This window comes from Uliginosibacterium sp. 31-16 (genome assembly GCF_030730865.1).
Taxonomy (GTDB): Bacteria; Pseudomonadota; Gammaproteobacteria; order Burkholderiales; family Rhodocyclaceae; genus Uliginosibacterium.
The window spans coordinates 1,038,594-1,055,845 of record NZ_JAVALZ010000001.1 but is presented as its reverse complement, the minus strand read 5'-3'; the positions used below and the strand labels follow the sequence as shown (position 1 = coordinate 1,055,845).

At 61.9% G+C, this 17,252-nt stretch carries 13 protein-coding genes; 2 read left to right on the top strand and 11 right to left on the bottom strand.

Annotation, left to right across the window (positions count from 1 at the left end; genetic code table 11):
* Positions 1-57 precede the first annotated feature (57 nt).
* Positions 58-987: a YwqG family protein gene (locus Q9Q94_RS04900; protein ID WP_305978901.1), complete on the bottom strand. Its 930-nt coding sequence runs from the start codon at positions 985-987 to the stop codon at positions 58-60.
* Positions 988-1,210: 223 nt separating this feature from the next.
* Positions 1,211-1,726, bottom strand: coding sequence for a hypothetical protein (locus Q9Q94_RS04895; RefSeq protein ID WP_305978900.1), 516 nt, complete (start codon positions 1,724-1,726; stop codon positions 1,211-1,213).
* 283 nt (positions 1,727-2,009) lie between these two features.
* On the opposite strand from Q9Q94_RS04895, the gene Q9Q94_RS04890 reads away from it, so the two are divergent.
* Complete coding sequence (locus Q9Q94_RS04890) at positions 2,010-2,495, top strand: YbaK/EbsC family protein (RefSeq protein WP_305978899.1); 486 nt, start codon at positions 2,010-2,012, stop codon at positions 2,493-2,495.
* Positions 2,496-2,643: 148 nt separating this feature from the next.
* On the opposite strand, the gene Q9Q94_RS04885 is transcribed toward Q9Q94_RS04890, so the two are convergent.
* From Q9Q94_RS04885 to Q9Q94_RS04870, 4 genes are all read right to left on the bottom strand, one after another.
* A complete protein-coding gene (locus Q9Q94_RS04885) occupies positions 2,644-5,058 on the bottom strand; it encodes a glycoside hydrolase family 31 protein (RefSeq protein WP_305978898.1) in 2,415 nt (804 codons plus the stop codon).
* Between the two features lie 182 nt (positions 5,059-5,240).
* Entirely contained in the window at positions 5,241-6,548 is a 1,308-nt protein-coding gene (locus tag Q9Q94_RS04880; RefSeq protein WP_305978897.1) for a TRAP transporter large permease, read from the bottom strand.
* Entirely contained in the window at positions 6,545-7,081 is a 537-nt protein-coding gene (locus Q9Q94_RS04875) for a TRAP transporter small permease (RefSeq protein WP_305978896.1), read from the bottom strand. Before Q9Q94_RS04875 ends, Q9Q94_RS04880 begins: the two co-directional genes overlap by 4 nt.
* Before the next feature lie 72 nt (positions 7,082-7,153).
* Positions 7,154-8,143, bottom strand: a complete 990-nt coding sequence (locus Q9Q94_RS04870; RefSeq protein ID WP_305978895.1) for a TRAP transporter substrate-binding protein — start codon at positions 8,141-8,143, stop codon at positions 7,154-7,156.
* 263 nt (positions 8,144-8,406) lie between these two features.
* Here Q9Q94_RS04870 and Q9Q94_RS04865 point away from each other — a divergent pair, with 263 nt between their 5' ends.
* Positions 8,407-9,483, top strand: coding sequence for a LacI family DNA-binding transcriptional regulator (locus Q9Q94_RS04865; protein WP_305978894.1), 1,077 nt, complete (start codon positions 8,407-8,409; stop codon positions 9,481-9,483).
* Positions 9,484-9,516: 33 nt separating this feature from the next.
* On the opposite strand, the gene hemF is transcribed toward Q9Q94_RS04865, so the two are convergent.
* The 5 genes from hemF to Q9Q94_RS04840 all read right to left on the bottom strand — a co-directional run bounded on the left by hemF (position 9,517) and on the right by Q9Q94_RS04840 (position 17,245).
* A complete protein-coding gene (hemF, locus tag Q9Q94_RS04860) occupies positions 9,517-10,452 on the bottom strand; it encodes an oxygen-dependent coproporphyrinogen oxidase (protein ID WP_371929828.1) in 936 nt (311 codons plus the stop codon).
* A gap of 344 nt (positions 10,453-10,796) precedes the next feature.
* The gene (locus Q9Q94_RS04855; RefSeq protein ID WP_305978892.1) at positions 10,797-11,807 is read right to left on the bottom strand and encodes an NAD(P)-dependent alcohol dehydrogenase; all 1,011 of its coding nucleotides are present in this window, start codon (positions 11,805-11,807) and stop codon (positions 10,797-10,799) included.
* A gap of 149 nt (positions 11,808-11,956) precedes the next feature.
* Positions 11,957-12,496: a DUF1993 family protein gene (locus Q9Q94_RS04850; RefSeq protein ID WP_305978891.1), complete on the bottom strand. Its 540-nt coding sequence runs from the start codon at positions 12,494-12,496 to the stop codon at positions 11,957-11,959.
* Between the two features lie 79 nt (positions 12,497-12,575).
* Positions 12,576-14,042, bottom strand: a complete 1,467-nt coding sequence (locus Q9Q94_RS04845; protein WP_305978890.1) for an efflux transporter outer membrane subunit — start codon at positions 14,040-14,042, stop codon at positions 12,576-12,578.
* Between the two features lie 14 nt (positions 14,043-14,056).
* The gene (locus Q9Q94_RS04840) at positions 14,057-17,245 is read right to left on the bottom strand and encodes an efflux RND transporter permease subunit (protein ID WP_305978889.1); all 3,189 of its coding nucleotides are present in this window, start codon (positions 17,243-17,245) and stop codon (positions 14,057-14,059) included.
* Between the last annotated feature and the right edge of the window lie 7 nt (positions 17,246-17,252).

Genomic DNA, 17,252 nt, shown 5'->3' with positions numbered 1-17,252 from the left:
CTCTCCGCCACACGCTCCCGCGCAGAGCAAGGAGGCGATCACGAATGCCGGGGGAGATCAGTGGCAATCCCAGTTGTACCAGACCTTGTCAAAATCGAGCGCCTTCAGATCTGCTCTGCGGATGAAGAAATTCGCGATGCCTACGTCGCCCCACATAATCTCGAAGCGTTCGTTGGAGTCGGTGTCCATCTGGAATAGCAGCAGCCATTCTTCGCTCTTGCCTTCATAGCCACGCGGGTCTTCCTGGGTGAAGGCGGCGTAACCGCCGAGTTTGTGGCTCGGTGACTGGCCGAGCGTTTCGAAGGCGTATTCGTCGGCGGCTTCGCTCAGGTCGCCCAATGGCGCCAGAATTTTCCTGAAGCGGTAGTCCGCAGGGTTGGCGATATCGCGACCCAGCGAGAGGGTAATGGCAGTTTCGCCCCGGTGCGGCAGGAGATCATCCGCACTTGTCGCAAGGAGCGGAGCAGATCGGGTGGGGGCGGACGCATCAACTTCGCGGTGATAGATCACGGCGAAGTTCTTTTTCATCGTGAGATAGCGTTCGAGCGGGAGCGATTTGTCGATGAAATCCATGCCATACAGATCATCACTGCCGATGAAGAATTGCAGCAGCCCCGTGGCCGGGTAGTCGACGAGCTGGCCGTTCAGCTCTGAAAAATTGATCTGCGCCAGAAACACCAGTGGCTGGCCATTCTTGCCGGTCGGATATGGTTTGCCTGCCGGCCACCAGGCTTGACCGCCAAACTTTGACTGATAGGCGCGTACCGGTTTCTCGTCGAGCAGTTTGATGTGGATGGCCGGCAGGGCGTTCTGCTCAAGCAGGGCTTGAATCTGCGGCCATTCAGCCGGAATGCCGGGTGCCTGCGTTTGCTGCGCGGCCTGTTCCGGCGTCTGCGGCGCAGAGCGAAAGAACAGGACCGCGGCGACCAGGGTCAGGACCAGCAGGATGCTCAGCGACATGATGACTTTGCGTGGTGGTATGGGCATGGCGGGATTCTGGCTTGAAACAGTCTTGGCAGGGAGCGCACTGCACATGCGGACTCTTACCGATACCTATTGATCCGGCCGATTTTGTTTGAACTTTGTGCCCCCAAAACCGTTCGTGCCGAGTGGCCGGCAACGCCGGCTGTATCGAGGCTTGGCCCCGCCCTCGATACACGCCCTGCGGGCGCACTCGGGCCGAACGGACTTCAAACTTCGCCAGGCCGGATCAATAGCGCTTCACCGACAGCGTGACGAGAAACGGGAAATCCCGGTCGGCAGTCTGGCGGATGCGGGCATCCGGGCCTAGCGCCTTGTTCAGCGTGGCCTTCAGTGCATCCAGATCCACGGCCTCGCAGCGCAGGTCGGCGGTGATTTCGCCACCGTCTTCGTACACCGGAAAATCACTGCAGCCCACGGGTTTGAGCGGCGTGGTGTAGACCGTGCAGCCGCAGCTTGCGTCAAAAGCCGGGCAGGGTTTGCTGTGGGCGTAGTAGAGGCCGTTGGCCGGGCGGATCTCGATCGGGCCTTTGCCCGCTGCCAGGCGCTTGTCGAACTCCTTGCGCGATTCGCCGAGCTGCCACAGGCCCTTGACCTGCGCCCAGTCCAGTTCGAGGACGAGCTTGTCGAGCTTGCAGCAGGGCGCGGCGCAACTGGGGCAATGCGGGATGACGGCGCTGGTCTGGTAGGCCGCGGCGGCGGTGGCGAGCGTCTGTGCCAGGTGGCGGGAATCGCGGGTGCTCATGGAGGGGAAACCGGGGATGAAATGAAAGACGCGCTTCATACAGGGGAAGCGCCGCCCATCTTACCCAGCGCGCCCCCGCCACGCAGGATTTTCTGCATGCTCGCGACAGTCGCAATGGGCGGGCGTCTTCCGGCGTGCTCTCTGGAAACCAGCGTCCCGCCTGCCTCTTCAGCATGCCTGCCTGCACAGCAAGGCTGCATGCTGCTGTGCAGGCAGGCTTTCCGCGTGAACATGCTTGGGCGTATAAACGAGCCTTCTTCATCTGCAGCCCGGAACTCCTCGCATGAAACCCGCTATCCACCCGAATGCCTGCCGCATCCAGCAACTGCTCGATCAGGCCGGCGTCGTGACCACCGTTGTCGAATTCGAGCAACCCACCCGCACCTCCGCCGAGGCGGCCGAAGCGGTGGGCTGCAGCGTGGCGGAGATTGCCAAATCCATCGTCTTCCGCGGCAAGCAGAGTGGGCAGGCGGTGGTGGTGATTGCCAGCGGCGAGAACCGCGTCTGCGAGAAGAAGGTGGCCGGCCTGATGGGCGAGGCGCTGGGCCGGGCCGATGCGGATTTCGTGCGTGAGGCCACCGGCTACGTGATTGGTGGCGTTGCGCCGCTGGGCCATGCGCAGCCGGTGCGGCTGGTGATGGATGCGGATCTGCAGCGCTTCGAGCGGCTGTGGGCCGCGGCCGGCACGCCTTTTTCTGTTTTCCCGCTGACGCCCCTGCAGCTCGCCGGGCTGACCGGAGCAGCCTGGGCCGACGTGCGCAAAGACTGATTCCGGCCTGCCGGATATCGGCGGCCTTGCACCTGGTGTTGTCCGCGCAAACAGAGGCGCCCGAAGAGCCGCGCCCGGCCTTATTCTCCAGTCTGCATGGCTGAAGAGGCAGGACGGACGCGGCTCTCTGGCCGGGTCGTTGCGAGAGTCAGACGGGCAGCGCCAGACGCAGCTCACGCCAGTCGGCTGTTTCCCGGTCTGACACGATCTGCCCGTGCGTGGCGCGGATCGCCCGGATTTCCTGACGCGGCAGCAGCACGCGGACTTCGTGGTGAATCCGGCTCGGCGGGCATTGGCCGTCGGCCTGTACGCTCAGGCTGATGGTCTCGGCCGTGCCCTGCACACGCAGAACCCAGTGCCCATATTGGCCGTCGCGATAAGCCTGGCTTTCGCCGTCGTCCTCGAAGAAGCGGTCCTCGAACACGCCTTCTCCGCGCAGCGGGAACACCGCGAATCCGCGTTCATCCGCCGGCTTGCCGAAGTGCTGTTCGGCCAGGTTCAGCGGAATTGCCGAGCCTTCGCGCACCAGCAGAGGCGGGCGATCCCAGGGGGCGGGCAGGGTGATGGTCTGGCCGCCGGCGAAATGATCGCCGCTCCAGAAGTCGTACCAGCCGGCGCCCGCCGGCAGATACACCGCGCGGGTGCGGGCACCGGGTTCGACCACTGAAGCCACCAGCATGTTGGCGCCGAGCAGCGTGTCGTCCGTGTCGGCGTAGCAGCGCTCATCCTCCGGGAAATCGTAGAAGGTTGGGCGGATCATCGGCTCGAACGCGCTGTGCGAGCGCCACAGCAGGTCGTAGAAATACGGCAGCAGGGTGTAGCGGAACTTGATCAGCTGGCGGATGTGCGGCGTGATCTGCGGATACATCCAGGGTTCGTTGACGGTCTTGTCGTCGTTCCACGAGTGAATGCTGAAACGCGGCAGGAAGATGCCATGCTGCACCCAGCGCAGCAGCAGTTCCGGTTCGGGGGCCGGGCCGGCGAAGCCGCCGATGTCGTGGCCGGTGTTCGAGACGCCGGAGAGCGCCAGGCCCAATGCCATCTTGATGTTGTAGCGCAGGGTTTCCCAGCTCGTGTAGTTGTCGCCCGACCAGGTCTGCACGTAGCGCTGCATGCCGGCGGCGCCGGAGCGCGAGACCAGGAAGGGGCGCTTGGCCGGGGCGAATTCGCTTTGCGCGGCACGCGAGGATTGCAGCATCAGCAGCGTCTGCAAGGGCTTTGCCTCGCGCGCGGCGCGCGGCGTACCAAAGCCGGTGATGCGGGCGCTGTCGCTCCAGATTTCGAATTCGTTGTTGTCGTTCCAGGTCGCGGCGATGCCGTAAGTCAGCAGGGCATCGGTCACGCGGGCTTTCCACCAGGCGATGGTCTGCGGATTGGTGAAATCAAGATAGGCACCGGTTTCGTCCCAGAATTGCACCTGCGTCGGCGTGCCGTTGGCTTCGTGCACGAAGAGGCCCTTGGCCTCGGCTTCAATGAAGCGGGGATGGTCGCGCAGCAGGCAGGGCTTGATGTTGGGGCACAGCTTCACGCCGCGGTCGAGGAAGTCGTGAACGAAGCGCGCCGGGTCGGGGAATTTCTCCCGGTTCCAGTTGAAGACGTAACGCTTCGGTCCGATCGAGGTGTAACCGGATGACAGGTGGAAGGAGTCGCACAGGATGTCGTGCTTCTCGCAACCTTCGAGAAACTTGTTCATCTGCGCCTGGGCGTCCGGCGCGTCGGTGTAGGTCATCGTCGAGCCCGAGTAGCCGATGCTCCACTTCGGCATGAAGGCCGGGCGTCCGGTCATCCATGTGTAGCGTCGGGTGATCGCGGCGATGGTGTCGCCCGCGATGAAATAGAAATCCAGATCGCCGTGATCGGCGACGAACTTGCGGTAATGGCCGTGGTAGTTGTCCATCTCGCGGCCCATGTCGAAACTGCAGTCCGACAGGGTGTCGTAGAACAGGCCAAAGGCAACGTGGCTGGTTTTCTTCCAGGTCAGGTAGAAGGGAATGTGCTTGTAGAGCGGGTCGCTGCTGCGCGCGCTGTAACCCATCGGATCGAGGTTGCACATGCGGTAGCTCTTGCCGTGGCGGTCGGCTTCTCCCGCGCGTTCGCCGAGGCCGAAATACATTTCGTCCGCCGAGCGCTGGAGGTAGTGATAAACCTTCTCGTCCCACCAGGCGAAGTTGTAGCTCTGGGTCGGGCGGTCACTTGCGGCCTGTTGCCAGATCCCGTTGCGACGGACTTCCCAGTTGCAGAAGAAGCCGGCGAGACGGATGCGCAGGCGGATCTGTTTCGTCTCGATGCAGAGTTCTTCCGGTGTCTGTTCCAGCTGAAAGTCAGGCAGGCTGAATCCGCTCAGGTCAAAACGGTCGCGTCCTTCGGGGGGCACATCTTCAGCCCCCGGCGCGATGGCCCAGGTCTGCGGAAAACGCAACTCGCCCAGCGGCAGCAGCATGACGCGGACAATATCTTCTTCCAGCACGAAAACATGTGCGACATGCTTTTCCGCACAGCTCAGGGTCAGCTGGCCGCGCTGCTGCGCGCTCAGGGAAAATTCCGGATTCTTGTCTAGAGGCATGATGATTCTCCTGGTTTCCTGATGTGACTTCGGTGCTGCAAGCTCAGGCGGACCGAAATGTCATGACGTAAGGGTTCCACTCCGCTGCAGCCATGGCTGCCGGACGTGTGTTGTTGATGTTTGGGTTGTTTGGTTCCGGATGCGGCGGAGGCCGCGCGCATCCGGATTCAAGGCGCGCAGGTCTAGCCGACTTTTCCCAGCAGCAGGCCCGGCAGCCACAACGACAGGGCCGGGATGTAGGTCACCAGGAACAGGGCAAGGATTTCAAAAGCGAACATCGGTAGCAGTGGTCGCGTGAGCTCGGCGAGATTCACCTTGGCTACCCGGGCGGCAATGAACAGGGTGCTGCCCACTGGCGGGGTGGCGATCCCGATACACAGGTTGAAGGTGATGATGATGCCGAAGTGCACCGGCGAGATGCCGAGCTTCATCGCGATGGGCAGGAAGATCGGGGTGAAGATCAGCAGCCCCGGCGTGATGTCGAGGAAGGTGCCGAGCAGGAGCAGCAGGATGTTGAAGAGCGTCAGCAGCACATACGGATTGCTGGAGAAGCCGATGATCGAATCCGCGAGCATCTGCACCGAGCCGGTGCTGGCCAGCAGCCAGGACATGGTCATCGACACACCGACCATCAGCATCACCACCGCCGTGCCAACCGCTGCATCCAGCATGCTCTTGGCCAGGGTTTGCCAGCTCAGGCTCCTGTAGATGAACTTGCCGAGGATGAAGGTGTACAGCGCTGCCACGCCGGCCGCTTCGGTGGCGGTGAAGATGCCGCCGATGATGCCGCCCATGATGATCAGGATCAGCGCCAGCGCAGGCAGGGCCCGGAAGAAGATGACGAAGGCTTCCTGCGCCGAATAGCGGCGGACTTCATTCGGCAGGTCGCCGCGCTTGGCGATGTAAGCCAGCCAGATCATGACGGACAAGGCCATCAGGATGCCGGGGACGTAACCCGCCACGAACAGCACATCGACCGGGGTGCCGCCGGAAATCAGCGAGTACACGATCAGTGCACCCGAGGGCGGAATCAGCAAGCCACAGGGCGAGGCGGCCACGTTCGCCGCTGCGCAGATGGGCATGTTGTAGCCGGCCTTGCGTTGCAGCGGCGAGAGGGTTGCGCCGACGGCGGCGGCACTGGCCACGGCCGAACCGGAGATCGCGCCGAACAGGGCATTGGCGACAACCGAGATCTGCGCCAACGATCCGGGCAGACGGCCGACCAGCACCTTGGCCAGTTCGATGAGTCGCAAGGCGATGCCACCGGTGTTCATCATGCTGCCGGCGAGGATGAACAGCGGAATGGCCACCAGGGTGAAGCTGTCCAGACTGGAGGCAATCCGCTGAGCGGAAACGATCAGTGCCGAGTCGATGGTGGGTGTGACGGTAAACAGCGCCAGCAGCGTACCGATGCCGATGCAGAAGCTGACCGGAACACCGAACAGCAGCAGGGCCGTGAATACGATGGCGAGAATCCAGAGGGCGGTCATGACCCGAGCTCCTGTTCAATGTGGTCAATGGCCTCGTCAACTTCGTCGAAGGCCTTGAAGCGTTCCGGTGCCAGGAGAATGAGAATCTGGTAGAACACCACGGCGATACCGGAGATCGGGATGCAGGCGTAGATGTAGCCCATCGGGATTTCCAGCGTGGCGGAGAGTTGCTCGACCTGCAGCGCGCGCAATACCAGCTTGCCGCCGCCATAGACCAGCACGACGGCGCCAAAGGCCAGCACGATCGCCGCAACGGCGCGCATGTGCTGGCGCAGATGCGCCGGCGACAGCTTGTCTTCGAACATCGTGTAAGCCATGTGCTCGAGGCGGCCGCAGGCGTAGGCGGTGCCCAGCAGGCTCAGCCAGATGACGGAGAAGCGTGAGACTTCCTCGGTGAAAATGGCCGGGTCGTTCAGTGCATAGCGTGTGACGACGCCCCAGATCACGCAGATCGACAGCGATGCAAACGCGAGGATCAGCGCCGTCTGCAAAACACGGTCGAGCGCGCCCTTTATCTTGAAAAGAAATTCCATGATGTGTTCGCCCAGAAAGAGGGGTTGTGGCGGGGCCAGCACCCGGCTGGCCCGGCACGGTGGCGACCTGGCTTACTTGGTCGCGTTGATCTGGTCGAGTACGGCTGCGATCTTCGGATTCTTGCGTTCTTCGTCGATCATGGGCTTCACCTTGGCGATGAAGGCCTGCTTTTCCGGGCTGGAGAACTTCACGCCAAGCTTCTCGGCTTTTGCCTGCTCGGCTTTTTCGTAATCCGCCCACAGCTTCTTCTGGTAGGCGAAGGATTCACGCGCAGCCTGACGCAGGATGTCCTGCTGGGCCTTGTTCAGGGTGTCCCACTTGGTGGCGGAAAACAGCAGTACGTCCGGCACCATCTGGTGTTCCGTGTCGGAGTAGAACTTGCTCACCTCGCCGTGACGGCCGACAGTCAGTGCCGAGACGTTGTTTTCCGCACCATCCACCACGCCCATCTGCAGCGCTGAATAGACTTCGCCATAGGGCATCGGGGTCGGGGAGGCGCCCAGCGCGGAGATCATCTTGATGGTCGTCGGGCTCTGCTGTACGCGGATCTTCATGCCCTTCAAGTCATCCGGCGTGTTGATCGGCTTCTTGCCATAGAAGCTGCGCGGGCCGGCATCATAGAAGGTCAGGCCGATGAAGCCCTTTGGCTTGGAAGCGGCCAGAATCGATTCACCGATTGGGCCTTCCAGCACCTTGAAGAATTGCGTGCGGTCACGGAACACGAAGGGCAGATTGAACACCTTGTATTCCGGTGCGAAGGTCTCCAGCGGAGAGGCGCTGGCCTTGGTGGCTTCCAGTACGCCGTTCTGCACCTGTTCAAGCATTTCGCGTTCGCTGCCCAGCGTACCGTTGGCGAAGATCTTGACCTCCATGTCGCCCTTGCTCTTCTCTTTCACGAGATCGGCAAAGCGCACCATCGCCAGATGCACGGGATGGTCTTCCTGCAGGCCGTGGCCGAGCCGGAATTTCTCTGCAGCCATGGCGGGGCTGGCGAGCAGGGACAGGGCTGCCGCCGTGCTGACAAGGCATGCCAGTCCGCTTTTGTTCAGCTTGAAAAACATGAATATCTCCTCGTTCTAGTTATGGGCACACAGACTGCGTGGCCGATGCACCCGATTGGGACCTGAAGCTGATGAGTATCTGGCTCGCCAGTCTTCATGCATGTGCTGCTAAAGCTAGCCAGCGCGGATGAGCACTGCAACCGGATTTTGTGCAAATACTTCCATGGCAATTCATGAGCAGGGCAAACGATGATTGTTAATGGTTGATTAAATGAAACAAAATGGCTGTGCAAAAATTTGCATACGATTTTTCGGGAGCCGTCATGGCGGGAAAGTTGCGCATCAAGGAAGTTGCAGAAAACACCGGCCTTTCGGTCAGCACCGTGTCGCGTGTGTTGGCCGGCAAGGCCAATACCAGCGCACACGCCAAAAAACGGGTGATGGAGTACGCACAGTCAAAAGGAATCCTAGGCCAGGTTCATACGAACCGCCTCTTGTTCAACCATCTGATCGTGTTCGCGCCCGCAAGGGCATTCAACGGACGCACCGATGTCTTCTATTACAAGGTGGTGCAAAGCGTTGCCCAGGCGGTGGAGCACGGAGAGGTCAGGGTTTCCTACTGCGGGATCGAAGAAACGAACAGCGACGCGCAGCTGTTCGTCAAACGCTTTTCAGACCCTTCGGTGGATGCTGCGATCATCGTCGGCGTGGATGATCCGATCATCCACGAGCTTGCGGCGGATATCGGCAAACCCTGTGTGCTGGTGAACGGCAAGGACACCAGCATGCACCTGGACACGGTCTCTCCCGATCACCAGCAGATCGGCGAATACGCCGCAGAGCACCTCATCCGCCAGGGGCACACCGATGTAATGGTTCTGGCATGTCTGCGGCGCACGACCATGGAGCGGCGGCTGACCGGCATCAAGGATGCCTTTGCTGCTCACAACATCGAGTTCGATGAGCGTCGGCAGCTGATTGCCACCTCCGGCTTTGGCACGGTGGAGTCACGCAAGGCCATGGCGGAGTTCTTCGCTACACGTCCGAAGGAGGAGTACCCGTCGGCCATCATCGCCTGTGGCGATTTCATGAGCGCGGGTGCGGTGGATGCCATTTCGGATATCGGCCTGTCGGTGCCCGATGACATCTCGGTCATGAGCATCGATGGCTTCAACCTCGCGGTCGTGCACGACGTTCCCCTGACGGCGGTGCATGTGCCGCGTGACGAACTCGGTGCCGAAGCTGTGCGCATCCTGCAGCGCCGCATCATGTGCCCGACCGCGCCCTTCTGCAGCGTGCTGCTGAATGGTTTGCTGGCTGTGCGGGGCTCGGTCAGGCCGGCACGAAGCCGGAAACTGAAACCCGCCGTGAGCACCCGCAGCCAGCGCCTGTATGACTGAGAACCGCTGGCTGCGCGCCTCAGCGCATGCTGCTCACACCCACTCCCGCACCGGCAGGAAGTTGGTGTAGAGCGCAGCCTCGGCGCTACCTGGTTCCGGCTGCCAGTCGTAGCGCCATTTCACCTCAGGAGGCATCGACATCAGGATGGATTCGGTGCGCCCGCCGGACTGCAGACCGAACAGCGTGCCGCGGTCGAACACCAGATTGAACTCCACGTAGCGCCCGCGCCGGTAGGCCTGGAAGTCGCGCTCGCGTTCGCCGTAAGGTGTGTCGCGGCGGCGCTCGATGATCGGCAGATAGGCCTTGAGAAAGGCATCGCCGACGCTGCGCGTCATCGCAAAACTCTGCTCGAAGCCCAGTTCGTTGAAGTCGTCAAAGAACAGCCCGCCCACACCGCGTGCTTCCTGGCGATGCTTCAGGAAAAAATAGCGGTCGCACCAGTCCTTGAAGCGCGCATGCAGATCCGGGCCGAAGGGCTCGACGGCCTGCCGGCAGGTCGCGTGGAAGTGGCGCACGTCTTCTTCGTTGCCGTAATAGGGGGTGAGGTCCATGCCACCACCGAACCACCATGTCGGCGGGTTTGCCGGGGCTGCGTCTGCGTTGGCCTTTGCGAGGGCTTCATCCTTTGGCCGGGCGATGAAGCAGCGCACGTTCATGTGCACCGTCGGGCAATACGGGTTGCGCGGATGCAGCACCAGCGACACCCCCATCGCTTCGAAGCCGGCACCGGTCAGATCCGGGCGGTTGGCGGTGGCCGAGGGCGGCAGTCGGTCGCCAAAGACATGCGAGAAATTCACCCCACCACGCTCGAAGAAATTGCCCCCCTCAATCACGCGAGTGATGCCTTCGCCACCCTCGGGGCGCTGCCAGCGATCCGTGCGGAAAGTCTGGCCGTCGAAGGCCTCCAGTGCGCTGACGATGCAGTCCTGCAGGCTCAGCAGATAGTTGCGGACGGGATGGGAATCGATGATCACAGGGCGGCGCTCCGATGTGGGGGAGTGGGCGGAATGTTGATGGCCGCGAGCCTTGGAAACCGGTTTGCCGCAGCCACGGAGCTTCAATTATCGGGCGGGCGGTTTTTGAAACAAAGTGGTCATTTGCCCGCGTCAGCCAATGACAGGATCTCGGCCAATCCGGTCATTGGCCAGTCATTCTGAGTCGGGCAGTTATCCGCCAGTAAGCTGCCGTTCAACCTCTGGCGGCCTCGAATTGCAGCTTTTGGCCACTTCATCGCCACTTACGCCGAACGCCCAGACGATAATTGTCCTCGATTGGGGACGCTCGTTCGAAATGGCGGCCTAAAGGCGCGTCATCAAGTGAGATCGATCACTACCTTGCCGACGTGTTCTCCGCTTTTAAGGCGCTGATAGGCAGCTTGGTAGTCGGCAAACGGGAAGACTTGATCAAGGACAGGACGCACCTCGTGCAAGGCCATGGCTCGCAACAATGCCTCGAAGGTTGCTCGGGACCCGATTGCCGTGCCAGCGACGTGGAGCGACTTTGCGAGGATGTTGATCGGCGGCAGCCCGCCACCGAAGCCACTGGTGAACCCGACGATCGAGATGTCGCCCCCGTTCCGAGTTGCAGCCGCCGACTGCACGATCGTCTTTTCCCCAGCGATGTCTATGGTCTTGTCGACACCTCGTCCATCCGTCAGGGCGAGGATTTCCGTGTCCCAGTCAGGATGCGATCGGTAGTTGACGACGGCTGCGGCCCCCAGCGCCTTGAGCCGCTCGGCCTTCGCATCGGACGAGGTGATGGCGAGAACTTTCGCGCCGAACATCTTCGCGATCTGGAGCGAGAACAGCGCCACACCGCCGGTACCCTGCACCAATACTGTCTCACCTGCCTGAAGAGGCGATGAAAGATTCAGACCCGTCCAAGCCGTGACAGCTGCGCAAGGTAGCGATGCAGCCTCTGCGTAGGAGATATAGTCCGGCAGGTGGACGATGGCGTTCTCGTGCAACAGAATGTTCTCGGCAAGCCATCCGTCCGTCATGATTCCGAGGCTGTCAGCCTGATACTCCGGACGCGCAGAACCGGCAATCCAGTGCTGGCAGCAGGACGCGGTCACACGGTCACCGACCTTCGCGCGTGTGACCGCGCGACCGACGGCCACCACTTCGCCGGCCCCGTCCGACAAGGGAACACCATTCGGCTTCGTCGGAGCGCCGTAGGCGTCATCAAGAATCGCCTGGTCGCGGAAGTTCAGCGACGCGGCATGGACTTTCACCACAACCTCATGGGGGCCAGGACTTGGCACCGCTTCATCATGCAAAGCCAAACCCGGCTTGCGCTCAGATGTCCACCGAACTGCCTTCATCGTCGAAATCCTTTACCAAATAAAGTGGATACCCGGATGCAGACATCCACCGGGTTGTCGTCCTGGCAAAAACTCCAGAGTCGAATTGCCTTAGACGACACGTTAAAAATGATCATGAGAAGTACGCACCAAGACTTGGTTTTGGGCCCTTATCTCAGGAAAGGCAGCTGTCCGATATAGTCCATTTTCCCGATCCGAACATCTTTGTGGCGAAGGATTGCGTATGCCGTCACCACATGAAAGTAGAAGTTCGGGACCGCGTGCTGGTAGAAATAATCCTTTCCAAAAAAGGCGCCGGCCCAGCCCTCGGGTGCAACGATTCTTTCTTCCCAGCCGGCGAAGTCGCTTTCTTTCATCGACGCGACATAGCCGATCGTCTTTTCAATACGAGCCTTGAGTTCCGGGATGGTTTTCTCCGTATTTTCAAAACCCGGAACCTTTTCACCGGTCAAGACCGCGGCGGCCAGCACTGCTGTATCGCACGCCATCTGAACCTGGTTCGTAAGTGGCAACATATCTGGCGACAGGCGCGAGTTCAGTAGAACCTCTGGCTCAAAGTTGTTCGCCTCAGCGTGCTGTTGCGCTTTATCCAGAAGACGGGAAAGGGTGTGTAGCATTTTCTTGAATTGCGTGATCTGCGCGTACATGGCAAATATTCCTGATTGAGTATTGATGAAGTTCTCGTTCATTGCTCAGATTGAGCGCGCATGAGCACTTACTTCGTCGGGTCCCGATTGCTGCATGACGCTCCATTCGAGACTTTGCGACTTAGCCCTTGCTATCTTTCTCTCCTTGCCACCCGCCACCTAGCGCCCGGATGAGATTCACAGCAGTGCGCACCCTCGCACCATCGAGTTGTACGGCAAGGCGCTGTTGCTCTAGCAGGCTGCGATCGGCATCCAGCGCTTCCAGCGAGCTGGTGTAGCCTTCGCGATACTGCGTGTGGGCGAGCGTCAGCGCCCGCCGGGAGGCGCGCACCGCTTCGTCCTGCGCCTGGATGCGCGAGTCGATCAGGCGCAGGCCGGCCAGCCCGTCCTCCACCTCGCGGAAAGCGTTCAGCACGCTCTGCCGGTAGTTCGCGACCTGTTCTTCATGCGTAGCCCAGGCGCGGTCCAGCGCGGCACTGCGTCGGCCACCGTCAAAAATCGGCAGGTTCAGCATGGTGCCGGCCAGAGGTCCTAGCAGGAAGCTGCGACTGGTCCAGTTGAAGAGATCGCCCAATCCGGCCGACTCGTAACCCGCATTGCCGGTGATCACGAGACTCGGGAAGAAGGCCGAGCGCGCCACGCCGATGCGTGCGTTTGCGGCGGCCATGGCACGCTCGGCTGCCGCGATGTCGGGCCGCCGTTCGAGCAGGCTGGAAGGCAGGCCGGCGGGTAGGCGCAGGCTCATGCGCTCGAGCGGTTGTGCAGGCAGATCCAGTTCGGCCGGCGTCTTGCCCAGCAGCAGCGCGATCGCATGCTCGGTGGTCGCGCGCTGCAGGGTGACACCCTGCGCCTGCGATTGCGCCACCGCATGCTCGGTCTGCGCTCGGGCAAGATCGAGTTCGCTCACATCCCCCGCCGCGAATCGTTGCTGTGCGAGCTTCAGGCTCTGGCCGCGTAGTTCGAGCGTGCGGGCAAAGAGTGCCTGCTCGGCATCCAGCTCGCGCAGCTGGAACCAGGCGTTGGCCACGTCGGCCTGCAGAGCGAGTTGCAGCGAGCGGAAAAGTGCCTCGTTCTGCGCGGCATCGGCCCTTGCAGCCTCTACGTTGGCGGCAACGCGGCCGAATAGATCCGCTTCGTACGACACCGTGCCCTGCGCACGCCAGAGCGTGCTGAAGCCGGTGTCGGCATCCGACGGCAGGCCTTGTGAGACTGGTGAAGGGCGCTGGCGGGTGGGGCCGAAGCCTGCATTGACCTGCGGCATCCTGTCGGCCTTGGCCGTGCTGAGCAGACTGCGTGACTGCTGCAGACGGGCGGCAGCGGCGCGCAGGTTCTGGTTTGCCATCATCGCCTCGGCTTCAAGCGCGTCCAGACGGCTGTCACCAAAGACCTTCCACCACTCACCGCGCGCCGCAGTTTCGGCGGGCTCGGCAGTCTTCCAAGCGCTGTCAGCGCCGGTGACCGGTGCTTCCTTCCATTCCGCCGGCAGCTGCATGTCGGGAACTTCGTAATGCGGCGCCAGCGAGCAGCCCGCGAGGATCAGCAGTGTAGCCAGCAGCCCGGTCGCACGACCGGCATATGTTTTATTCATTTTCACTCTCCTGCTTAGCGCTCGGTATGCGCCGGCGTGAGCGGTGCTTCGTGGTGACTCGCCGAGTGCAGTGCATGGCGACGGTTGAGGGTGCGGAGCAGGACGTAGAAGACCGGCGTAAGGAAGAGGCCGAAGAAGGTCACGCCGATCATGCCGAAGAACACTGCAACACCCATTGCATGGCGCATTTCGGCGCCCGGACCGAAGGAGGTCAGCAGCGGCACCACGCCCATGATGAAGGCGATCGAAGTCATCAGGATCGGGCGCAGCCGCAGGCGGCTCGCGTCGATCGCGGCTTGCAGCGGCGTGGAGCCTTGCAGCTCGAGCTCGCGGGCGAATTCGACGATCAGGATCGCGTTCTTCGCCGACAAGCCCACCAGCACCATCAGCCCGATCTGGGTGAAGATGTTGTTGTCGCCATGCGTGAGCCAGACTCCGGTAAGCGCCGCGAGGATGCTCATCGGTACGATCATGATCACTGCCAGCGGCAGGGTCAGGCTTTCGTACTGTGCGGCGAGTACCAGGAAGACCAGCAGCACGCTGATCGGGAAGACCCAGATGCCCGCGTTGCCGGCGATGATCTTCTGGTAGGTCAGGTCGGTCCATTCAAAGCGGATACCCTTGGGCAGCGTTTGCGCCGCAATGCGCTCGGCCGCCTTCTGGGCCTGGTCCGAGGAATAGCCGGGCGCCGGGCCCCCGTTGATGTCGGCCGCGGTGTAGCCGTTGTAGCGCACCACCATTTCGGGGCCGAATCCGGGCTTCACCTGCACCAGAGACGAGAGCGGCACCATCTCGCCATCACGGTTGCGCGTCTTGAGCTGAAGAATGTCTTCCGGATGCGCGCGGAACTGCGCATCGGCCTGGGCCCGCACCTGATACACGCGGCCGAAGCGGTTGAAGTCGTTCACATACAGCGAGCCAAGATAGATCTGCATGGTGTCAAACACGTCCGTCACCGGCACACCGAGCTGGCGCGCCTTTACGCGGTCGAGGTCAACATCGAGTTGCGGCACGTTGATCTGGTAGCTGGAGAAGGACGGACCGAGTTCGGGCGTCTTTGCTGCGGCGGCGAGGAAGGCCTGTGTCGCGCGGTCGAGTTCGGCATAGCCGAGCGCGTCGTGGTCCTCCAGTTGCATCTTGAAGCCGCCCAGAGTGCCCAGACCGAGCACCGGCGGTGGCGGGAATACCGCCACGAATGCCTCCTGGATGACCGAGAGTTTCTGGTTCAGGGCGCCCGCAATCGCACCGGCCGACAGCTCTGGTGCACGGCGCTCCTCATGCGGTTTGAGCGTGACGAAGACGATGCCGGCGCTTGAGCTGTTGGTGAAACCGTTGATCGACAGCCCCGGGAACGCCACCGCACTCTCGACGCCGGGCTGGGTCAGCGCGATGTCGGTCATGCGACGGATCACCGCCTCGCTGCGGTCCAGCGACGCGCCGTTAGGCAGTTGGGCAAAGCTCACCAGATACTGCTTGTCCTGCCCTGGCACGAAACCGCCGGGCACGATCCAGGCTATCCCAACCGTCGCGACCAGCAACAGTGCATACACGCCCATGCTGGCACCTTTGCGGCGGATGACCTCGGCAACGCCTGCCGAGTAGCGCTCCGAGGCGCGGCCGAAGAAGCGGTTGAAGGCGCGGAAGAATCCTCCGAAAACTCGGTTCATCACTCGGGTCAGCCAATCCGGCTCGGCATCATGCCCCTTGAGCAGGATGGCGGCCAGTGCCGGCGAGAGCGTCAGCGAATTGAAGGCCGAAATCACGGTGGAGATCGCGATGGTCATCGCGAACTGCTTGTAGAACTGCCCGGTCAGTCCGGTCATGAAAGCCAGAGGCACGAACACCGCCACCAAGGTCAGCGCGATCGCGATGATCGGCCCGCTGACTTCCTGCATCGCGCGATAGGTCGCGTCGCGCGGGGAAAGGCCGGCTTCGATGTTGCGCTCGACATTTTCCACTACCACGATCGCGTCATCGACCACGATACCGATCGCCAGTACCATGCCGAACAGGCTCAGTGCGTTGATCGAGTAACCGAAGCCCAGCAGTAGCGAGAAGGTGCCGATGATGGAGATCGGCACCGCCAGCAGCGGAATCACCGAGGCCCGCCATGTCTGCAGAAACACGATCACCACCAGCACCACCAGCGCGATAGCTTCGAGCAGGGTATGGATTACCGCCTTGATCGAGGCGCGCACGAACTGGGTGGGGTCATACACGATGCGGTGTTCGACCGAAGCCGGAAACTCCTTCGACAATTCCGCCATCGTTTCGCGCACGCGCGCCGACACGTCCAGCGCATTCGCGCCGGGCGACTGCAGAATGGCCATCGCCACTGCGGGCTTGTTGTCGAGCAAAGAGCGCAGGCCGTATTCCGAAGCAGCAAGCTCCACCCGGGCTACATCGGCCAAGCGTGTTACCCCGCCGTCGGCGGAAGTCTTCAGGATGATATCGGCGAACTGCTCCTCGGTCTGCAGCCGCCCCTGGGCGTTGACCGAGAGCTGCAGCGGCACGTCCGGCGCGCTGGGCGATGCGCCGATCACGCCTGCCGCCACTTGCACGTTCTGTTCGCGGATCGCTGCAATCACCTCGCTCGCGGTCAGGCCGCGCTGTGCCACCTTGCCTGGATCCAGCCAGATGCGCATGGAATAGTTGCCGCCGCCCCACAGCGCAACCTCGCCTACGCCGGGAATCCGCGCGAGGCGATCCTTGATGTTGATGAGCGCGTAGTTGCGCAGATAGGTCATGTCATAACGGTCATCCGGCGAGAGCAGGTGCACCACCATGGTCAGCGTGGGCGAGCTCTTGGTTGTCGTCACGCCCAGGCGCTGCACGTCGGCAGGCAGACGCGGCAGGGCCTGCGAAACGCGGTTCTGCACCAGTTGCTGGGCCTTGTCCGGGTCCATGCCCAGATTGAAGTAGACCGTCACCGCGAGGTTGCCGTCGCTGTTGGCTTGCGACTGCATGTAGAGCATGTTCTCGACGCCGTTGATGGATTCCTCCAGCGGCGAGGCCACGGTTTCGGCGATCACCTTCGGATTGGCGCCGGGGTACTGCGCGCGCACCACTACCGAAGGCGGCACCACTTCCGGATACTCAGAAATCGGCAGCTTGAACATCGCCAGCACACCGGCCAGCAGGATGAGCACCGACAGTACGCCCGCGAAAATCGGGCGGTCGATGAAGAACTTCGAAATATTCATTGGAGCT